General features: G+C 42.8%; 17 protein-coding genes. 10 read left to right on the top strand and 7 right to left on the bottom strand.

Translation table 11 applies throughout. The features are described from left to right. Positions 1–682 precede the first annotated feature (682 nt). Complete coding sequence (locus RM347_RS11280; RefSeq protein WP_322721908.1) at positions 683–2,029, top strand: GTP-binding protein; 1,347 nt, start codon at positions 683–685, stop codon at positions 2,027–2,029. Positions 2,030–2,443: 414 nt separating this feature from the next. Then, complete coding sequence (locus RM347_RS11285) at positions 2,444–2,701, top strand: Calvin cycle protein CP12 (RefSeq protein WP_322721909.1); 258 nt, start codon at positions 2,444–2,446, stop codon at positions 2,699–2,701. On the opposite strand, the gene RM347_RS11290 is transcribed toward RM347_RS11285, so the two are convergent. After that, a complete protein-coding gene (locus RM347_RS11290; RefSeq protein ID WP_322721910.1) occupies positions 2,698–3,516 on the bottom strand; it encodes a TlyA family RNA methyltransferase in 819 nt (272 codons plus the stop codon). The two genes, RM347_RS11285 and RM347_RS11290, sit on opposite strands and share 4 nt — an antisense overlap. A gap of 259 nt (positions 3,517–3,775) precedes the next feature. Next, positions 3,776–4,285: an allophycocyanin subunit beta gene (apcB, locus tag RM347_RS11295; RefSeq protein ID WP_322721911.1), complete on the bottom strand. Its 510-nt coding sequence runs from the start codon at positions 4,283–4,285 to the stop codon at positions 3,776–3,778. A gap of 357 nt (positions 4,286–4,642) precedes the next feature. Here apcB and glnA point away from each other — a divergent pair, with 357 nt between their 5' ends. Beyond that, positions 4,643–6,064: a type I glutamate--ammonia ligase gene (glnA, locus tag RM347_RS11300; RefSeq protein WP_322721912.1), complete on the top strand. Its 1,422-nt coding sequence runs from the start codon at positions 4,643–4,645 to the stop codon at positions 6,062–6,064. A gap of 122 nt (positions 6,065–6,186) precedes the next feature. Here the strand turns inward: glnA and RM347_RS11305 are convergent, their stop codons facing one another. Further along, entirely contained in the window at positions 6,187–6,387 is a 201-nt protein-coding gene (locus RM347_RS11305; protein ID WP_012411649.1) for a hypothetical protein, read from the bottom strand. 449 nt (positions 6,388–6,836) lie between these two features. Between RM347_RS11305 and RM347_RS11310 the strand changes: the two genes are divergently transcribed. Beyond that, positions 6,837–7,898, top strand: a complete 1,062-nt coding sequence (locus RM347_RS11310; protein ID WP_322721913.1) for a class I SAM-dependent methyltransferase — start codon at positions 6,837–6,839, stop codon at positions 7,896–7,898. A 629-nt stretch (positions 7,899–8,527) separates the two neighbouring features. Here the strand turns inward: RM347_RS11310 and RM347_RS11315 are convergent. From RM347_RS11315 to RM347_RS11325, 3 genes are all read right to left on the bottom strand, one after another. After that, on the bottom strand, positions 8,528–8,650 hold the full coding sequence (locus RM347_RS11315) for a hypothetical protein (RefSeq protein WP_322721914.1): 123 nt from the start codon (positions 8,648–8,650) through the stop codon (positions 8,528–8,530). A 13-nt stretch (positions 8,651–8,663) separates the two neighbouring features. Continuing rightward, complete coding sequence (gene patX, locus RM347_RS11320; protein WP_416211943.1) at positions 8,664–8,891, bottom strand: heterocyst-inhibiting protein PatX; 228 nt, start codon at positions 8,889–8,891, stop codon at positions 8,664–8,666. Positions 8,892–8,998: 107 nt separating this feature from the next. Beyond that, entirely contained in the window at positions 8,999–10,813 is a 1,815-nt protein-coding gene (locus RM347_RS11325; protein ID WP_322721916.1) for an FAD-dependent oxidoreductase, read from the bottom strand. Between the two features lie 174 nt (positions 10,814–10,987). Between RM347_RS11325 and RM347_RS11330 the strand changes: the two genes are divergently transcribed. From RM347_RS11330 to RM347_RS11350, 5 genes are all read left to right on the top strand, one after another. Continuing rightward, the gene (locus RM347_RS11330; RefSeq protein ID WP_322721917.1) at positions 10,988–11,455 is read left to right on the top strand and encodes a helix-turn-helix domain-containing protein; all 468 of its coding nucleotides are present in this window, start codon (positions 10,988–10,990) and stop codon (positions 11,453–11,455) included. Between the two features lie 153 nt (positions 11,456–11,608). Further along, positions 11,609–12,301, top strand: coding sequence for a hypothetical protein (locus tag RM347_RS11335; protein WP_416211944.1), 693 nt, complete (start codon positions 11,609–11,611; stop codon positions 12,299–12,301). Positions 12,302–12,363: 62 nt separating this feature from the next. After that, positions 12,364–13,410 carry a zinc-dependent dehydrogenase gene (locus RM347_RS11340; RefSeq protein WP_322721918.1) on the top strand — a complete coding sequence of 349 codons (1,047 nt, stop codon included), beginning with the start codon at positions 12,364–12,366 and terminating at the stop codon, positions 13,408–13,410. Positions 13,411–13,491: 81 nt separating this feature from the next. Next, on the top strand, positions 13,492–14,787 hold the full coding sequence (locus RM347_RS11345; RefSeq protein WP_322721919.1) for an inorganic phosphate transporter: 1,296 nt from the start codon (positions 13,492–13,494) through the stop codon (positions 14,785–14,787). Positions 14,788–15,593: 806 nt separating this feature from the next. Then, on the top strand, positions 15,594–18,080 hold the full coding sequence (locus RM347_RS11350; RefSeq protein ID WP_322721920.1) for an EamA family transporter: 2,487 nt from the start codon (positions 15,594–15,596) through the stop codon (positions 18,078–18,080). Here RM347_RS11350 and RM347_RS11355 read toward each other — a convergent pair. Then, complete coding sequence (locus RM347_RS11355) at positions 18,077–18,199, bottom strand: hypothetical protein (RefSeq protein ID WP_322721921.1); 123 nt, start codon at positions 18,197–18,199, stop codon at positions 18,077–18,079. The genes RM347_RS11350 and RM347_RS11355 overlap by 4 nt on opposite strands. Positions 18,200–18,451: 252 nt before the next feature. On the opposite strand from RM347_RS11355, the gene RM347_RS11360 reads away from it, so the two are divergent. Further along, on the top strand, positions 18,452–18,604 hold the full coding sequence (locus RM347_RS11360; RefSeq protein ID WP_322721922.1) for a hypothetical protein: 153 nt from the start codon (positions 18,452–18,454) through the stop codon (positions 18,602–18,604). The last annotated feature ends 126 nt before the right edge of the window (positions 18,605–18,730 follow it).

Genomic DNA, 18,730 nt, shown 5'->3' on the forward strand with positions numbered 1-18,730 from the left:
TATTTTCATGAAAAATATTTTTTTGCGCCCAAAGATTAAAAGTTCTAAGAAGTCGTCACTTGCACCTTTGACATCAGAGTATATAGCTTCAATAATGTTCTTACGTAAAAATCCGTAGTCATATAGGACTTCTGTTTGATTTTTGCTAAATATACTGAGAGCCAAAATTTGATCCGGCTAGCTCTCAGTCAGCTTGGCTTTGACAGATCAAATGGAATTGCTATATAAACTGGCATTAATAGGGTTGCATTATGCTTTTCTCGAATTCAACGACTAGCTTAAAAACTCGCCGAAAAAATAATAAAATAGGCACAGTTTTTTGGACTCATAGTAACATTGTGCTGCTCACTGCATATTTAATTATTTTACCGATTTGTACATTGATAACTTTCTCCTTATTATTGCCTTTATTAACTGCTAGCTTATTCGCTTCCATTGGAACTTCGCACCACTCTACATCGATTCCTTGGATAGATGATCCATCTGAATGTGAACATACGGGGAGAAACTGGAGCGCTCGCAAGTGTTGGGATAATGAACACAATCCCATGTTCTGAATGGATATTGCACTAAGAGATATGCAAATCATCAGAACAATTGCCTAATTTGACAAAACAGGCTAACAGTCTGGGAATTAGTTCAAAATGGATATGTAGCCTGTTCCTTGAATTAACCTAACTTCGTGCGTAATCTGCAAGAAACTCATTTAAATCGTGCCCGCGCCAGTCTCAGACAAGCGCTGTCTTGGTATGGATATCTTCGTAAATCAGGACAGTTGTCATCCAACCCAGAATTGGTAGGTTTGGTGAAACCAGAATTGGAAGCTTTGAACGCCACACTCAACAAGCTGGATTCTAACGTCATTAGAATTGCCGTCTTTGGTTTGGTGAGCCGGGGAAAGTCAGCAGTTTTAAATGCCTTGCTGGGAGACAAGATTCTGCAAACTGGGCCCCTGAACGGTGTCACTCAATGGCCCCGTTCCGTCCGTTGGCAGCCCGGTGGTAAGGTACTAGTAGAGTTAATTGATACCCCCGGATTAGATGAAATTGAGGGTGAGTCACGCGCGGATATGGCCCGAGAAGTAGTACATCAGGCTGATTTAATTTTGTTTGTTGTGTCTGGTGATATCACACGTACCGAGTATCAAGCGCTGTTGGAATTACGACAAGCACAAAAACCCCTGATTTTAGTATTTAACAAAATAGATTTATACCCAGATACAGACCAGGAAGCGATTTACCAAAATTTGCAACAACTGGGTGCGGGACATCCCCAAGCAAAGCCTCTACTACCTGATGAAATTGTCATGGTGGCGGCGGAACCAGCAGCAATGGAAGTGCGGGTAGAGTGGCCTGATGGGCGTGTCAGTTATGAATGGGAGACACCACCACCGCAAGTAGATGAACTCAAAGAGACAATTCTGAATATTCTCAATCGGGAAGGGCGATCGCTCCTCGCTTTAAATGCACTCATCCAAGCACGGGATGCAGAAGCCGCGATCGCTCACAAAACCATCGACTTACGCGAACAAGAAGCCGAAGATATCATCTGGCAATTTACCAAATACAAAGCTTTGGCAGTAATGCTCAATCCCATTGCTTTTTTAGATATCCTTGGCGGAGCTGTTGCTGATTTGGCTTTAATTCGCGCTCTAGCTAGATTATATGGTTTGCCGATGACTAGCTATGAAGCCGGGAAAATTTTAAAAACGATTTTATTTAGTTCTGGTGGCTTGCTGCTAGGTGAATTAGGTAGTAGTTTTCTTTTGGGTTTAGGTAAAAGTACGGCTGCAATAACCAGTGGTGACAATCCCAGCAATATTACTGCCTTTGCTGGCAGTGCGATCGCCCAAGCTGGTATCGCCGGTTATGGAGCATACTCTGTTGGCAAAGCCGCCCAAGTGTATCTCGAAAAAGGCTGTACCTGGGGGCAGTTGGGCGCTAGCAGTGTAATTCAAGAAATTCTTTCTCAAGTTGACCAAAACACAATTCTGTATCGTTTGCGACAAGAATTAGGAATAAAGTATTGAGAATAAATAAAAATTGTTTCCCGTTTGTTGCCGTTTATAAGTGTTTATCAACTTCTATCAAACTCTTCTGACAATTGACTGACATTCCCAATTTGGGATGCAAGACTGAGAACATGACCACCTCTGCTTGTTACCGCAACTAGTAGAATTGCTGTAGCTTTTTGAATCAAAGATGACAAGAGGGTAATTCCCACTCAAATTAGCTAAAAAGATGACGGTGTTTACCACCACCTCTTGTGGGAAGCCTATCTAAACTGGAAATGTGAGCCAGCCCGGTCTTGTTGCTCCAACAAAGAGGGACTGGCGTTAGCGCAGCGTTAGCGACGCAGGAGCGTCACCCGGAGGGTGAGCTTCCTGGGGTCATTGAAAGCTCACAGTTAATATCTATCTCTGTAAACTAAAGGTGAAAATATCATGACAACTACCCTAAAATTTGAAACTACTGGGGCGACAAATCTTGAAGAAGCCATTACTGAAGCCATTACTGAAGCCCGTACAACTTGTGAGCTAGATGGTAGTAATTCTGCTGGTTGTGCCGTAGCCTGGGACATTGTGGAAGAATTACAAGCTGAGAAAGCTCATCAACAGCAAGCAAAATCAAACAAAACCTCTTTGGAAAACTACTGCGATCACCATCCTGATTCCGTAGAATGTCTAATCTACGACCTTTAACTTTTCCGTAAATCAGTTGTTGCTGACTGCGTTATTTGCTTAATTGCCTCTAAATCAGGTAGTGGTATTTCACTTCCCATTCCCAACCACAAAAGATATTCGATATTCCCAGCAGGACCAGTGATCGGCGACCAAGTTAAGCCTTTGTATTTCCATCCTAATTCGTGGGCTGTTTGCAACACCTGGAAAATGGCATCAGCTTGGTCGTTTGGATCTCGCACAACACCTTTTTTACCCACACGGGATCTGCCGACTTCAAACTGTGGCTTGACTAACAATACAGCTTCTCGGTTAGCTTGAGTTAGTTGCCACAAAGCAGGCAGAATTTTAGTTAAAGAAATAAACGATACATCGACCACCGCCAAATCAGGAATCGGGTCATTTTCGCCATATAACTCATCTGGTCGTAGTTGCCGTAAATTGGTGCGTTCCCGCAAAATCACCCGCGAATCATTTCGCAACCGCCAATCAACTTGACCGTAACCGACATCAATGCCGTAAACTTGTTTTGCTCCAGCTTGCAAGAGACAATCAGTAAAACCACCAGTAGAAATCCCACCATCTAAACAAATGCGCTCTGCTACAGGAATGGCAAATACTGACAAAGCTTTGGAGAGTTTTTCACCACCTCTAGAAACAAAAGGCGATCGCTCTTTAATATTTATTTGAGCCGAAATATCAACTTCTGTACCAGGCTTATCAACTAGCTGCTGATTAACAGTAACTTCCCCCGCCTGAATTAACCGCTGTGCTAAGGCGCGAGAAGAACATAAATTTAGCTCTACTAATAGTGTATCGAGTCGCTGTTTAGCCAATTAATTAGACTCTCCTGGTCAGATTAAAGTCAAAGCACGATTGATAATTTCTTCTCGGTTAACTCAAGTTAATAATTTTTCCATAATCAGCGCCTCAAACATCGGCAACTTCTATTGTGCCTTACGAGCAAAACTTTACACCCTTTGCTCCTCATATCCTAATAGTGTCTAAAAAAAGCGATCGCTCTTTTCCAACACAGACAAAAGTGCGATCGCTATTTATGTTTATGTCGGGGCAGACACCTTGCCCGCTTAAAATCTAAATATCCTGTTCGCTCAACTCGCGTGTGATGTGATCGAATGGTTCATCGACAAAAGCAGTATTAACCACACCTGCTGCTGCTACTTGCTCTTTAATCAGATCCTTGAGAATCTGGATACCGCGAACTGTAGGCCCAATAGGCACTCCTAGAGAATTGTAAGTTTCCCGTAGCCCTTGTAGCACTCGTTCATCCAACACATTCGTGTTTCCTGCAACCAGCGCATAGGTGGCGTAGCGCAGATAGTAGTCCATATCCCGCAAACAAGCCGCATAACGACGAGTTGTATAAGCATTTCCACCGGGGCGAATCAATTCTGGCAGTTCTTCAAATAACTTCAAACCAGCCTGCTTGACAAGTGCGGCCGCATTAGTATTTATCGCTGCCGCCGCTTGTACTCTTGCTGTACCGCTGTCAAAGTAAGACTTCAGGCTATCGATCGCATTCCGGTCAAAATACCGACCAGCTAAGTCATAATTCTTAATTAAACTTGTTACTGCATCGCGCATTCTTTTTTCTCCCAATCCTTGCTATTTATGGTTTGATATTTATTTGGCTGCACTTATGCACCAGTAAATTTTTGTGCTATTTAAAATAGATTCGGCACAAAAACAATCTATCCACTATTTAAGGATTCTATGCCAAAGTTGACCCCTATGTGATGAACTTTCCAGTTTTGTACAGATGATCGCTGAAAGGTTAATATAACCTGATAATCTAGATATCTGTAACATAAGCTACAAAATTCGCTAATGTCTAGTATTTAAGATATTTCTGGTGTGTCACGGTCTGATTGAGATCAGCAGGGTTAGGATGCAATGTAAGATTCTGGTTTACTTTAGGAAATTGGTAGAGAAGGAGTAACAATGACAACACCACAAGAACTCTTGAAGAGAATTCAAGATGAAAAAATTCAGCTGATTGATCTCAAATTCATCGATACAGTAGGGACTTGGCAGCACCTCACACTGTACCAGAACCAAATCGATGAGACTGCATTCACTGATGGCGTAGCTTTTGACGGTTCCAGCATTCGGGGTTGGAAAGCAATCAACGAATCGGACATGACGATGGTACTCGACCCCAACACTGCTTGGATCGACCCATTTATGGAAGTGCCAACACTAAGTATAATTTGTAGTATTAAAGACCCCCGCACGGGTGAACCGTACAACCGTTGCCCACGCGTTATTGCCCAAAAAGCAATAGATTACCTGGTTTCTAGTGGCATTGGTGATACAGCCTTCTTTGGCCCTGAAGCTGAGTTCTTTATCTTTGATAGTGCTAGGTTTGCCCAAACTGCTAACGAAGGCTACTACTTCTTAGACTCCGAAGAAGGTGCTTGGAATTCCGGTAAAGCCGGTACAGATGAAAAACCCAACTTGGGTTACAAACCACGCTTCAAAGAAGGTTACTTCCCAGTTTCACCAACGGATTCTTTCCAAGACATCCGTACAGAGATGCTGTTGACAATGGCAGAATTAGGTGTGCCCATTGAAAAGCATCACCACGAAGTTGCTACTGGTGGTCAGTGCGAACTAGGTTTTCGTTTTGGTAAGTTGATCGAAGCGGCTGACTGGTTGATGACTTACAAATATGTCATCAAGAACGTTGCCAAGAAATACGGCAAAACCGTCACCTTCATGCCAAAACCGATTTTTGGCGATAACGGTTCAGGAATGCACTGTCACCAGTCCATTTGGAGAGACGGTCAACCTCTGTTTGCAGGTAATGAGTATGCTGATTTGAGTGAAATGGCGTTGTACTACATTGGTGGTCTTCTCAAACACGCACCAGCGCTGTTGGCAATTACCAACCCTAGTACCAACTCATACAAGCGCCTAGTGCCTGGTTATGAAGCTCCTGTTAACTTGGCTTACTCTGAAGGGAACCGTTCTGCTTCTATCCGTATTCCTCTATCTGGTAAGAACCCCAAAGCCAAGCGTTTAGAATTCCGTTGTCCAGATGCTACATCTAACCCCTACTTGGCATTTGCTGCAATGCTTTGTGCTGGTATCGATGGCATCAAAAACAAAATCCATCCTGGTGAACCCCTAGATAAGAATATCTATGAACTCTCTCCAGAGGAGCTTGCAAAGGTTCCCTCAACTCCAAGTTCTTTAGAACTGGCATTGCAAGCACTAGAAAACGATCACGCCTTCTTGACAGAATCAGGCGTATTCACGGAAGACTTTATCGAAAATTGGATTGACTACAAGCTTAACGAAGCCAAGCAGTTGCAACTGCGTCCTCATCCCTACGAGTTTTACCTCTATTACGATGCTTAATGAAGAGTCGTATCTAATTAAAAAGTAATAAATTTTGCCACCCTAAAGTAGAGGGTGGCTTTTTTTCCAAAGTTGTCAGTTGAGACTTTCACTCAAAAAATCCAGCTTAAAATTCCTGAAACTTAGCTCATGGAAGCGTGACTGGGGCCATAAATCATCCGACTGCTAGCATCTACCTTCCCTTGAATCGGGTTCCAGTAGTGAGATACTTCTTCAGGAAGACCAAGTTCCTGTGCCGCCCTCATCAGCATTGATTGTTGGCGATTCTTGACTTGCTGATGTTCACGCACCATCAAAGCACGAGATTTATCTGCGATAGACATAACCATACTCCTGTGTATTTTGTGAATATATAATTTTTTTTCCTCACAAGACTAATATAACAAAAATTCTGTAACATAAGCTACTTTTTACAAAAATTTATATTTTCTTTGCCCACAATATTAGGTATTTTTTGTCAAAAGCCGGAAAAATCTTCTGAATACACCTTTGAGAACTAAAATGATCTGGCTTAATATTTGTCTTAGCCCAGGGCACATAACCTTCCAAAGAGGAGATAATTTATACGTTATAATTGTTACACGGAATACAAGTAGTCAAAGCTCAAGCTCTTTTTATGCCTGATAAGGGAACTCCAAGAAATAAATTATCCAATTTCACGCCCATCAAAACGACTTTCTCTCCCCCTGCCCCCTCTCCCCCAATCCCCACTCCGTGGGGGCCCCGAGTCCCCCTGCTCCCCTGCTTTAAAAACGATGGGATATTTATTTATTTGGAAGTCCCCAATTTAACGAAGCTGACTTATCAGACCTTTCAACAAAGCAAAAATTACTTTGGTCTGGCACACAAAATATTAAGTTCACAGTTGAGGAACCTGGTGTATCCAACGCTTGAACAAAAGACCAAACCAATCCCAAACGAGGTTGTACTCAAACTTCAAGAGAGATTAAATCAGGTGCTGGAGACAGACTGGCAAGATGCCCAAAAAGGTGTTTATCCGGAAAGTCTGCTGTTTGACAACCCTTGGGAAGACTTTTTCCGCTACTATCCGCTAGTATGGCTAGATTTCCCTCAAATGTGGGAGCGGGTTAAACAACAGAATTACCAAGATTTTTCGCCCGAAATTGACACAGATGGTTATCCGAGCTACTACGTGCAGAACTTCCATCATCAAAGTAATGGCTACTTGAGTGACTTGTCAGCCAATTTATATGACTTACAGGTGGAAATTCTTTTTGGAGGGGCAGCCGATCCAATGCGGCGGCGAATTCTTGCTCCCCTCAAGCAAGGGCTGAAAGCTTTTGACTCTGTTCCACCAAGGCAAGTTCGGATTTTGGATGTAGCTTGTGGAACTGGGCGGACTCTGAAGATGATTCGGGCAGCATTGCCTCAAGCATCGTTGTTTGGTACGGATTTGTCACCAGCTTATTTGCGGAAAGCAAACGAACTATTATCCCAAATTCCAGGAGAACTACCGCAACTTTTACAAGCGAATGCCGAAGAGTTACCCTATCTAGATAACTATTTTCATGGTGTAACTTCTGTTTTTCTCTTCCATGAGTTACCAGCGATCGCACGTCAAAGTATCATTGAGCAATGCTTCCGGGTGACAAAACCAGGAGGAGTCTTTATTATCTGTGACTCAATTCAGTTGAGTGATTCACCTGAGTTGGAACAGATGATGGACTTTTTCCCTGAAGCTTTCCATGAACCCTACTACAGGCATTACACTACTGATGATTTGGTAGAACGCTTGCACAGAGCTGGCTTTGAGAATATTGAGATGCAAATCCATTTTATGAGCAAGTATTTCATTGCTCATAAGCCAGCTTGAGACCCTTTTCTTTAAATAAAATTCATCTAAAAAGGGCAGATGCAAAACTTTGCATCTGCCCTTGGGTGTAGAACAATTAAGATAACTAAGATGATCAAACAGATCCTTCTTAATATTTATTTCGTCGGGAGCCATTTGCGAAAAGAATGAACCAGGGTGCAAGAGTAGGTCAGGAATAGTAAGATTTGTTGCGAAGTGCAATAAACCTATACTACTTAGGCGAATCCATACCCTAAATAGCTCAGATGAAACGAAAGGGATTTTATGCTTCGGCAAGGGACGCTAAACAGGCGTCGAAGCGAAGAGCAATTAATTGCTGATGTAAATAACCAGCTAGTCAATGTATGAAAAGAAAACCTATTGGGGAATAAAGTGGAGTTGCCTTAAGACTGTTTCTTCAACAAGCAAAATGTTTGAATTAGATGTGCTTTAGATTAACTGATAGTCTAAGTAACATCTATTTCTAGAGCAGTTGAGAATTGAGACGCAGAGCTTCCTAAGAAATATGAGCAACAGTTGTGTAGCTTTTGAGGAGTTGGTAATGCTGTTGATCAAGGCACTGAATTTGATTTGCGTTTTGATCGGCAGGATTGAGGCCAACTATATATACAAAGCTTGCAGTTGAAATACTAAGCGATCGCTGAAGATTTTCGTGTGTCAACTGTATATATCTCTGCCAGAAAAGCTGTGTAAAATATGTTAACACAACATCCTGTTTTCTGGTAATTTGGTTCTTCTGGAAAAAGAGGCATTAGCCTATGATCGTTAAACGACAGCATAAATATTTCCGAATTTTTGCGTCACTTCTCTGCGCCCACTACCGCGATGACGTGGCGCATCATCTGGATTTTGTTCAGATGCCGCCGAGAGCCACTGTTCCGAAGCAGGCGTGGAAAGCAGCCCTGTTGATAAGTGATTGACCATTGTTTGGCAGTTAGAAGCTAAGGGGCCGAACACCAGACTCGAGACTAAAAGTGAAATGGCAGCACGCATAGCAGATGTCTATTTTGGAACTCTCCACTTCACTGATACTTAGCTTTTTAATGAATATCCGGACAATTAATCAAAAAGTATTGTGTTTTACTGAAAATAAACTCTTCTTATCCTCCGTTTAAATGTTCGACTAATAACCAATTACCAAAATGATTTTGACGACCCCACAATGTAACTAATTGTTCGTGGGGATAAGCGCGTAATTGCTCGTCGATATGCGATCGCAAAGTTACAAGCTGCCAATTTTGCCCTTGATATGCGGCTGGTGCTGTGACAGTGAATCTGTATTCCTGCTGATCCAAGCGGTAGAAAATGCCTTTGAAACAGTTACTTTCCCGAATTAATGCCTTGCCAAAAGTAGAGTCAGGGTACTCATTCCTCGATGAGCAATCGCAATCACCACTGGCTGGATAGGCTTGTGGGTTATTTAAGTAATACAGTTGCCAGTGCAGCCAATCCGAATGATTGGGTGGAAGATTAAATAAAGGAATAATTGCTGCTTTTGAGCGATTATCTTCTAATAAAGCCGTTTGCAGTGTTTTAACGGTCAAATCCCTCGGCTGGCAGTTTAACTCAACACATATCGCCGCTGCCATCCCCGCTGCTTGACCAATGCCCATAACCATAGGTTGTAATCTGGTGGCCCCATTGGCAATGTGGGAGACAGAAATATTTTTTTCACAAACCAAGAAACCATCTGTTGTGGCTGGAATTAGACAACTGTAGGGAATTGTAAAGGGAGTCCCAGTCCAGCGTCCCCCCCAACGGATAGATTTTGGTTGCAGTGAGAATTGAACACCAGGATAATGATGGTCATTGGCGTAGTTACCAACTGCGATTGCTTCGCAAACGCCAAGGGCGAACGCATCATTAAATATAGATGCAACTCTACCTCCAGCGATCGGCAAAATATCCTGTTCTCGGACAGTAGTTAGTCCCACTAAGCGGCGGCTTTCCCGGTAATAGGGATGTAGTGCAAAAGCTGTAGAGGTGTGAGGAAATACTTTTTCTGCTAAACCATAGCGACGGCCAAGCTGATTTTGGATAAAATGGGCAAAATTTTGGCTGTGCCAGTGAGATTCTTGGATGAATTCACCTCTGGTTACATCTGACTCTATCAACCGCCCTACCCCTTTACCGTAGTCATTGCCACAGATTGGCCAATTAATCATAAATAGACCACCAGGCAAGCGTCCATAATTCAAAAATGTCTCTGCTCCATAGTCATCCCAAGCACCTGTAAACTGGGATGGATCATAGTTAGGGGCAGCCGGAATTTCTGGTGCCGCAGCTACGCCCGTCGTAGACATCGCTTCACCAAAGTCTTGCATAATCACTACATAAGTCGGCGCTTGCACAGGATATCTCTGGGTTAAAGAGTTAAAAGTCACTGGGGCGCTGGGTTCTCCCCACTCAGATTGCAATTCCCAACCCCAGCGGTAAGGTATCTCACCTAAAGCCAATAAATCTCCTAACTCTGTGCCATCGAGAGTAATCTTGGCTGTGACAGCAAAATCAGTAAAGCGCACACCAGTAATAGAATCACCTTGTCGATAAACCTCCATTGGCACTTGTCCAGAAATCCAGTGCAGATTGGGCAATTCCTGCACCCAATCTGCAAAAATCTCTGCCCCAATCCGGGGAGTGTAACTAAAAAAGCTTACCCAGCTGTTATCTAATCCACCAGGCTGTCGTTCTCGCAATTCCTGCAAAAACGCACCCCATAAGCCCGTTTGAAAGGCTTCTAATTCGTTGCCATCGGGTACAGACACTCCAGCCGAAGTTAGCATCCCCCCCAACCAAGGAAATTCACTCACCAAAATCGTTTTGGCTCCTCGTCGCGCCGCTTGAATAGCAGCCGCAGTGCCTCCGGTTCCCCCACCGACAACTAAGACATCAGCTGTGTATGTCTGATTAACCATCACTTAACCTCACTGGAGTTCCGACATATTCTCTCCAGATAGCTTGGCATCAGACAAGATAATTTATTTTATTTTTCGGATATTTCGTTTGTGTAGTGTGTATTATAAGATATGAATAATATATATATAACATTGACGACGTAACGTCCCATAACACAAGAGGAAGTAATCACGATGTCTAGGCATAGCGTGCTTTCAGAGTCTGTAATGCCTCCAGAGCAAGAAGCGCAATCTATAAAGGAACTGGAGCGTAGACTTAAAATTGAAGGCTCCCAAACGAAACTAGTAGGAGCCAAAGGAGAAGAAATTTCCATTCCTGATTCGGTGTATCAGGTGTTACGTCAAGCTGTCCATGCAATGGCACTAGGTAAAGTGGTATCTGTAGTTATTCAGGATCGAGAACTGACAACTCAAAAAGCAGCAGACTTTCTTAAAGTTTCACGTCCCCATCTGATTAAGTTATTAGAACAGCGGGAAATTCCCCACATTATGGTGGGAACACATCGGCGTGTTCATTTTGAGGATTTAGTAAAATATAAGAAACAGCGCGATAGTAAGCGTAGGGAAGGACTTAAGCAATTTACTCAATTTTTAGAAGATGAGGGGTTCTATGATGACGAGAGTAGCGAATTAGATCAGTAAAATGGTTCTCTCGGTTGTTTTGGATTCCTGTGTTATCTACCCCATGCCTTTGTGTGATACGCTTATGCGTGCTCCTGAGGCAGAGTTATCGAACTTCATTTTTCACAAGAAATTCTGGATGGTGCGACTCGTAACCTTGTAAAAGATGGAAGAATGAAAACAGATGCTCAGGCGGCATACTTTCAACAACAAATCAAGACAAACTTTCCTGATGCGATAGTGGAAGTACCAGAGTATTTAGTTGCAGTGATGACAAACGATCCAGGCGATCACCATGTTCTCGCTGCTGCTATAGTTGCTAAAGCAGAAGTCATTGTTACCACTAACCTTGATGACTTTCCTATAGAATCTTTAGCTCCTTATGAAATTGAAGCTTGGCATCCAGATGATTTTTTGGTTTACCTGGATGAGCAACATCCAGGAACAATGATTAAAATTATTTGGGAGCAATCTAATGCGCTTAAACTTCCAAGGAGTGTTCCAGAGACCCTTGATAAGTTGGAAAAAAATAATTTAAAAAGAAAGAATAGAGTACCAAAATTTACTTGTAGTATTCGCTGCCAATTTTATTCTGATGAAATTGTGCAAATTGCTGAAAAAGCTTTGAAGAGTAAGTTTGCAAAGAAAGCATCGGAAGGTGGTCGATGCTTTGAGGGTAAACGGTATCGACTCTGGCAAAAAGGGGGAATTTTAACAATTACGGCTAAAGACAACCGGGGTGAGATCCTCAGGCTTGAGAATGGCGGAGTTGGGGGATATCTTTCATCGGCGGATGTTGAAGCATTCCAAATATTTAAACAAAGCTTAGAACAACAACTAGAACAAGCCAACATACAAAAATCATAAGCCTGATAGCCTAACGTTGCTGCTAATGTTACATCTAGTATCGTTGAGCGGGAAAAACCAACGTGAAAGCACAGGTATTTAGAGGCGTCAATCAACTGTCTTACGAAGATATCCCAGTTCCAACCTTAGAACCAGATGAAGTGCTGGTACAGGTGCGGGTTGTGGGGTTGTGTCAGTCAGATATTAAAAAAATTCGTTATCCCCTATATGAACCGCCGCGTATTTTTGGACATGAAACTGCTGGTACGATCGCAGCACTAGGCAATGATGTCAAAGGTTGGCAGGTTGGACAAAGAGTAGCAGTGATGCACCACATCCCCTGTATGCGTTGCGCCTACTGCCTAAATGATAATTTCTCTATGTGTGATGTTTACAAAAATATTTCTACAACCGCAGGTTTTAATGCTAGTGGCGGTGGTTTTGCCGATTATGTCAAGGTTCCCGGACATATTGTCCAAAATGGCGGACTAATTCCCATCCCGGATAATATCAGTTTTGAAGAAGCGAGTTTTGTAGAACCGACTAACTGCTGCTTGAAGGCAGTGAAAAAAGCCCAAATTGCTCCTGGACAAACTGTGTTAGTTACTGGTGCTGGACCAATTGGGTTAATGTTTATCATGTTGGTGAAGTATTTTGGAGCAAAAGCGATCGCTACTGATTTACTACCTTCTAGAATTGATAAAGCCTTAAGTGTCGGTGCAGAGGCGGCTTTTGATGCGCGTGATGCCGATTTACCCGCCAAAATCTCTGCCTTAACTGGTGGATTAGGTGTTGATGTTACTTTGCTAGCTGTCCCTAGTGAGAAAGCCTTCTTTCAAGCACTTGATAGTACCCGCAAAGGTGGCAAAATCTTGTTTTTCGCCGAATTCCCTGATGAGGTGGAAATTCCCATCAACCCCAATATCCTCTACCGTCGGGAAATTGACTTGATAGGCAGTTACAGTTCATCTTATCGGCTTCAGAATCTATCAGCCGATATTGTATTTAATCAGCGGATTGACGTGCAAGCGTTGATTAGCGATCGTTATCCACTAAAAGATTTATCAGCAGCTGTCGAAATTGCGATCGCACCCACACCGGATACTTATAAAATTTTAATTTATCCGTAAAAGGGGATAAGAAAGACGCGGGGACGCACAGAGTAATTTCCCCGTATCTTCTTGCCTCATCCCCCCATTAGCCTAAAAAAAATGCTGATCACCCAAGTTACAGTCGTTATACTAGCTTTCTACGTTGCCTGGAATCTCGGAGCAAACGATGTTGCTAACGCAATGGGAACCTCTGTCGGTTCCAAAGCCGTTACCCTCAAACAAGCAATTATTATCGCTGGAGTTTTAGAGTTTACTGGTGCTGTATTGTTTGGACATGAGGTAACGGAAACTCTAGCAACGAAAATTGCTAATCCCGCCTTATTCGCAGCTACACCCCAAATATTAGTTACTGGGATGGTAACGGTACTAATTTCTTGTGGTGTGTGGTTGCAAATTGCCACATCACGCGGTTTACCTGTATCGTCTTCTCATGCGGTGGTTGGTGCGATCGCTGGCTTTAGTTGGGTAGCTTTGGGAGTAGGTGCAATTGATTGGTCATCCATTGGCTTAATCACCATTGGCTGGATTTTGACACCGTTAATTAGTGGTGCGATCGCCGCTTTATTTTACAGTCAAATCAAGCGCTGGATTTTGGATCAACCCAATCAAGTAGTGCAGTTACAAGAATGGATTCCCTGGTTGAGTACTCTACTGCTAGGTATATTCGGCGTGATTGTATTACCATCGCTGACTAAACCGTTAACCAATTTTGTAATTGAGCAAGTTGGTTTCAAAATCCCCGCTTACGACATTCCACTGTTAACGGGTGCAATAGCAGCAGTTGGACTCACAATCATTAGTTGGCGACAGTTAGAGGAGGTTGGGAAAGGGGTATTAGAGGAAAAATTTTTACCCCAGACTCAGGAATTACCACCAATCCAAAATCCTGTTGAGCGATTATTTGGACGATTCCAACTGCTAAGTGCTTGCTTTGTTGCTTTTGCTCATGGTTCCAATGATGTAGGAAATGCGATCGCTCCTTTAGCTGCGATCGTTTACATCAATCGCACTGGTAGCGTACCTACAGATAGTATTACTATCCCCATTTGGATTTTAATCCTTGGTGGTGCTGGTATTGTCGGTGGTTTAGCTGTCTGGGGTAAAAAAGTCATCGCTACCATTGGCGAAAACATTATTGCCTTGCAACCCAGTAGTGGATTTTGTGCCGAACTTGCGACTGCTACCACCATCCTCATCGCCTCCCGGCTAGGTTTACCAGTCTCTACCTCTCACGCTCTTGTTGGTGGTGTAGTAGGTATTGGACTAGTGCAAAATCTCAAATCGATTAAGTTCCAAACACTAAAAGGTATTGCCGCCGCATGGCTAATTACAATCCCCGTTAGTGCAGTCCTTAGCGCTGCCATCTTTAGCATCGCCCGGATTTTATTCCTCTAAGAATTATTAATATTTTCCTAACTTTTCCCTCTAAGGCTTAATTAAATCAAAGTTCGCAGTTAGCGGCTCTAGCCATTGAGAACTTTATTATATAGAGTGATAAATTGCTCACTACGAACAAAAGTTTATCTTAAATTTAATTACTCTATCTACTTCCCGGATGTACTCAAAGTAGAACGTAGACTGCAACAACGCCAAAAAAGCGTAATTTTGCAGAATTGCTGCTCATTCATTAGAATGTTGTGCAGGGGATAGCGTAACTTTAAATTTCCACAGAAAGATACTTTAATCTCTATTTAGAGATGTAAACTGTCACACAAGTTACATTCCACACAAATTTACAGCTAGTTTCGCAAGTCAGACAATTTTGTGGCGATAGTGCACGCATCTGCAAGTCTTTGACAATTACTCTTGGCAGCAAAACAATAAATATTTTATTTGGAGTGAGATTTGTTTAAAAGTAAAAATCTCATTGGCAAATAATTGATGAAAATTAAACTGGCCAAAAACAAAAAAGGTCTCAGTTCAAGCGACTTCCAGTCGTGTCGATAATTCAAAACCTCAAAATCCAAAATCCAAAATCGAATGGCAAATACTTCTAAATTCTGAAGAGAACACGGTGTAGTAACCAGTAAAGCAAATTTTATGCTTTGCCAACCTGTGTCCAGTATGACAGAATTACGTTGAAATGCGGAAGTGCTGTTAAAATTTTTAATTTATCTGACAAAATACAGGAAATTAAGATGAGCGCCAATAAAGTGTACCGGAAGCAGCTTTATCGTCAAGGTGTTAGAGGTTAGAAGCTAATGGGGCGATTCGAGAAGCAACCAGAAAACCCGAGAGTCAGAGGCGAGTTATCTAGAGCAGCAGAAAATGCTCTTTGGGCTGTAGTTGAAGACTTAGAAAATCTTCAGCAGAATGTCCTCAGAGCGTTGCAGGAAGATGTAAAGCGGCTTCAGGCAGAAAAAAACCGATTATCTGATGACATTCAAAGCTTGGTAGAGGAAAAAGAGCATTTACAACAAGTGCGCCAAATCACTGAGCAGCAAGTGTTAATTCGTCAACTGGCAGAAGTTCTGGCCAAACATATATCTTCACAACTGCAATCCTCTCTGGCAACTTTAGCTAACCAAACCATAGAGGGCAAATCTTACGAACAAGCTGCGCTGAAGTCTGCTGAAGTGAGCAGCAATGTAGTAGGTGAAATCAATGAAAAAGTCGAACACATGTTTGACAGTCTGGATGACACCGTTACTGTTACCTTTAACTCGCTACAACAGGAGCTGAAGAACTATCAAAGTAATCTTTCCCAACAGTTGTCACGGATGTATAGCCAGCAGCAGCAAGGGGAAACGATTTTAACGGAGTTTGTTAATCGTCTGCATGGAGAGCTAGAAAAAACTATAGAAGAAACTTCACGCAAACCAGCAACAGCAGGTATACCTACTGTTTTGCAGTTTACGGAGCCAGAAAAAAACAGTTCTTTTGAGACATCCTCGCCACAGATTGGCGAAGGAGTAAAAAATTCCCCTGAGCCAATTTCCCCGATCCCTAATCAATTTTCACCAAGGGAAACGACATCAGAGCCGACCGTTGTTAAAGAAAACACGGCGAACCCAATTTCTGTCCCCAGCAAAGACTTATCCCAAAGGGAAACAAAATCACAGCCGCCGATTCTTAGAGAAAACGTCGCTAATCTAATTTCTATTCCTAACAAAGACTTGTCTCAAAGGGAAACGACATCAGAGCCAACCGTTGTTAGAGAAAACGCTGCGAACCCAATTTCTCTCCCCAGCCAGGACTTGTCCCAAAGGGAAACGACATCAGAATCAACCGTTGTTAGAGAAAACGCTGCGAACCCAATTTCTCTCCCCAGCCAGGACTTGTCCCAAAGGGAAACAACATCAGAACCAACCGTTGTTAGAGAAAACGCCGCAAACCCAATTTCTCTCCCCAGCCAGGACTTGTCCCAAAGGGAAACGACATCAGAGCTTCCAGCGGCTGTAGTTCCGCCACCAAAAGACAATGCTACCGAGCCAATTTCTGTCCTCAATCAGGACTTGCTGGAAAACGAAACGACATCAGAGCCTCCACCTGGATCTTTGCCACAGCCGAGAGTAATCCGACCTTCTCTAAAGCTAAATACTACTGAACCAATTTCTGTCCTCCGCAAGAACGGTTCACAGAGCAAAGCTCAATCCTCACCGACCACTGCGCTAGAGCCGCAGCCGGCAGCAAAACCTCCACAATCGCGATCGCGTAATTCCTCTGGTTTATCGTCGATCCAAATCGGTTTCTTGTTGATTGTCTTATCGGTAGTAGTATCGTCGCTTTACAATGTAGCCATCAAGGTAATTTTCCACGAAGGTTCCCAAATTTTTGGAGTATTAGAGGTAGAGCAGTTGCTACCGCCGACTTTGGGCAATACTCTGTTAATTTTGACGCTACGGTTTATGGTGGTAGTACCACTGATGGTATTGTTATCTCCTATACTGCATCCAAGATTGTGGCAAGACCTGGAAAACTTGGCCGCTTCAGTCCGAGGAAATCCCACACCTGCTAACGCAGCTACAAGGCAGATTTTGGTGCTGTCGATTGTGAGTGGGTGCTTTTTGTTTTTGTCTCAGGTGCTCATCTACATTGCGATCGCTCAAGTCACAACTGGAATGGCGATCGCACTATTCTTTATCTATCCAATGGTTAGTGGTCTATTGTCGTGGTTTCTGTTTCGCGATCGCCCTACAATATTCCGCATCGGTGCGATCGCCGCGATTTGCTGCGGTGAATTGCTGGTTTTAGGGGGTTCTCCCAGCATCGGTATGGATAATACTTCAATGGGAAGCAGCACTGCCATTCTTTCGGGCGTGGCTTTTGCTGCTTACATAATTCTGACGCGGGTTTGTGCTAGCAAACTGCATCCCGTGACTTTTACTTTGATTAACTTCGCTACCATGTTGTTGTTGAGCTTTATCTGCTTGATGCTACCTTTTTGGAACTTGGTAGTTGACAACTCTAAGATGCTGGAACTGGTTTTAAGCGCGTTTATTTTGGGTGTACTGACTCTTGCCGGCTATTTGCTCAACAATGTTGGTATTACTAAACTAGGTGCCTCACGATCGGCAATCATCGGTGGTAGCATCCCTGTTTTAACCGTGATTTTCGCTGGGTTAATCATTCAAGAAAATTTGGATATTGTGCAAATTCTGGGAGTGTTGTTAGTAACCTTTGGCGCGGCTGCTTTCAGCTTTGAAACAATGCGAAATCAGGTTAAACCCTCTAGTCCCACGAATTAAATGGCGAGTTCAATCAGTTTAGCTGTGATGGGAGCTACTTTACCTCCCATCACTCTCAGCATGAATTCTGACGCTAATGCACCCACTTGTAACTTCTCTAAATCATCTCTGATAAACAAGATCCCCGACTTCTTTGAGAAGTTGGGGATTTAAGTTTTCACGAATGATTTAGGACTGCTGTATAGGTGGATATAACACTTAATAGACAAGCGACCAGTAATCAGAATAACTTGACTTGTAATATATTTTTAGGGATTTAGCCTGATACAGGTGGGGAAAACACGTATATATAAGCAGCATGAGTAGTACTGACTCCAGCAATTGAGTCCGAGTACTTGCTCAGAGAGGAAATTGGCAAGGAGCTAAGACCATTGCAGTACGTTTTGGAACTAGAAAATGAAGAAGTAGCAGAAGTGTGTAGAGTAACCCGTTTTTTAAGCGTGGGAGACTATCTACATAAATATATGGAGCGATCGCCCATGAAACAGCTAGTACCTTTATCCTACGAAAACCTCTGCGAGTAACGCGGAATTTAAAATTTCTCATTTTCATACTCTTGTGTTTGGTGAGATAGTATCTTTATTTCTGCTCTTCTCTACTAGTCAACTTGGTCTGCGATCGCTCAGATCCCCAGACAAAGAAGCCTATAT

This window comes from Nostoc sp. ChiQUE02 (genome assembly GCF_034531305.2).
GTDB lineage: Bacteria > Cyanobacteriota > Cyanobacteriia > Cyanobacteriales > Nostocaceae > Nostoc.

What these genes read in the sequence shown, in the direction of transcription:
- RM347_RS11285 (WP_322721909.1), top strand. Translation starts at nt 2,444, where the DNA reads ATGACAACTACCCTAAAATTTGAAACTACTGGGGCGACAAATCTTGAA.
- RM347_RS11350 (WP_322721920.1), top strand. Translation starts at nt 15,594, where the DNA reads ATGGGGCGATTCGAGAAGCAACCAGAAAACCCGAGAGTCAGAGGCGAG.
- patX (WP_416211943.1), bottom strand. Translation starts at nt 8,891, where the DNA reads ATGCGTGCTGCCATTTCACTTTTAGTCTCGAGTCTGGTGTTCGGCCCC.
- apcB (WP_322721911.1), bottom strand. Translation starts at nt 4,285, where the DNA reads ATGCGCGATGCAGTAACAAGTTTAATTAAGAATTATGACTTAGCTGGT.
- RM347_RS11315 (WP_322721914.1), bottom strand. Translation starts at nt 8,650, where the DNA reads ATGCCTCTTTTTCCAGAAGAACCAAATTACCAGAAAACAGGATGTTGT.
- RM347_RS11345 (WP_322721919.1), top strand. Translation starts at nt 13,492, where the DNA reads ATGCTGATCACCCAAGTTACAGTCGTTATACTAGCTTTCTACGTTGCC.
- RM347_RS11330 (WP_322721917.1), top strand. Translation starts at nt 10,988, where the DNA reads ATGTCTAGGCATAGCGTGCTTTCAGAGTCTGTAATGCCTCCAGAGCAA.
- glnA (WP_322721912.1), top strand. Translation starts at nt 4,643, where the DNA reads ATGACAACACCACAAGAACTCTTGAAGAGAATTCAAGATGAAAAAATT.
- RM347_RS11325 (WP_322721916.1), bottom strand. Translation starts at nt 10,813, where the DNA reads ATGGTTAATCAGACATACACAGCTGATGTCTTAGTTGTCGGTGGGGGA.
- RM347_RS11305 (WP_012411649.1), bottom strand. Translation starts at nt 6,387, where the DNA reads ATGTCTATCGCAGATAAATCTCGTGCTTTGATGGTGCGTGAACATCAG.
- RM347_RS11335 (WP_416211944.1), top strand. Translation starts at nt 11,609, where the DNA reads ATGAAAACAGATGCTCAGGCGGCATACTTTCAACAACAAATCAAGACA.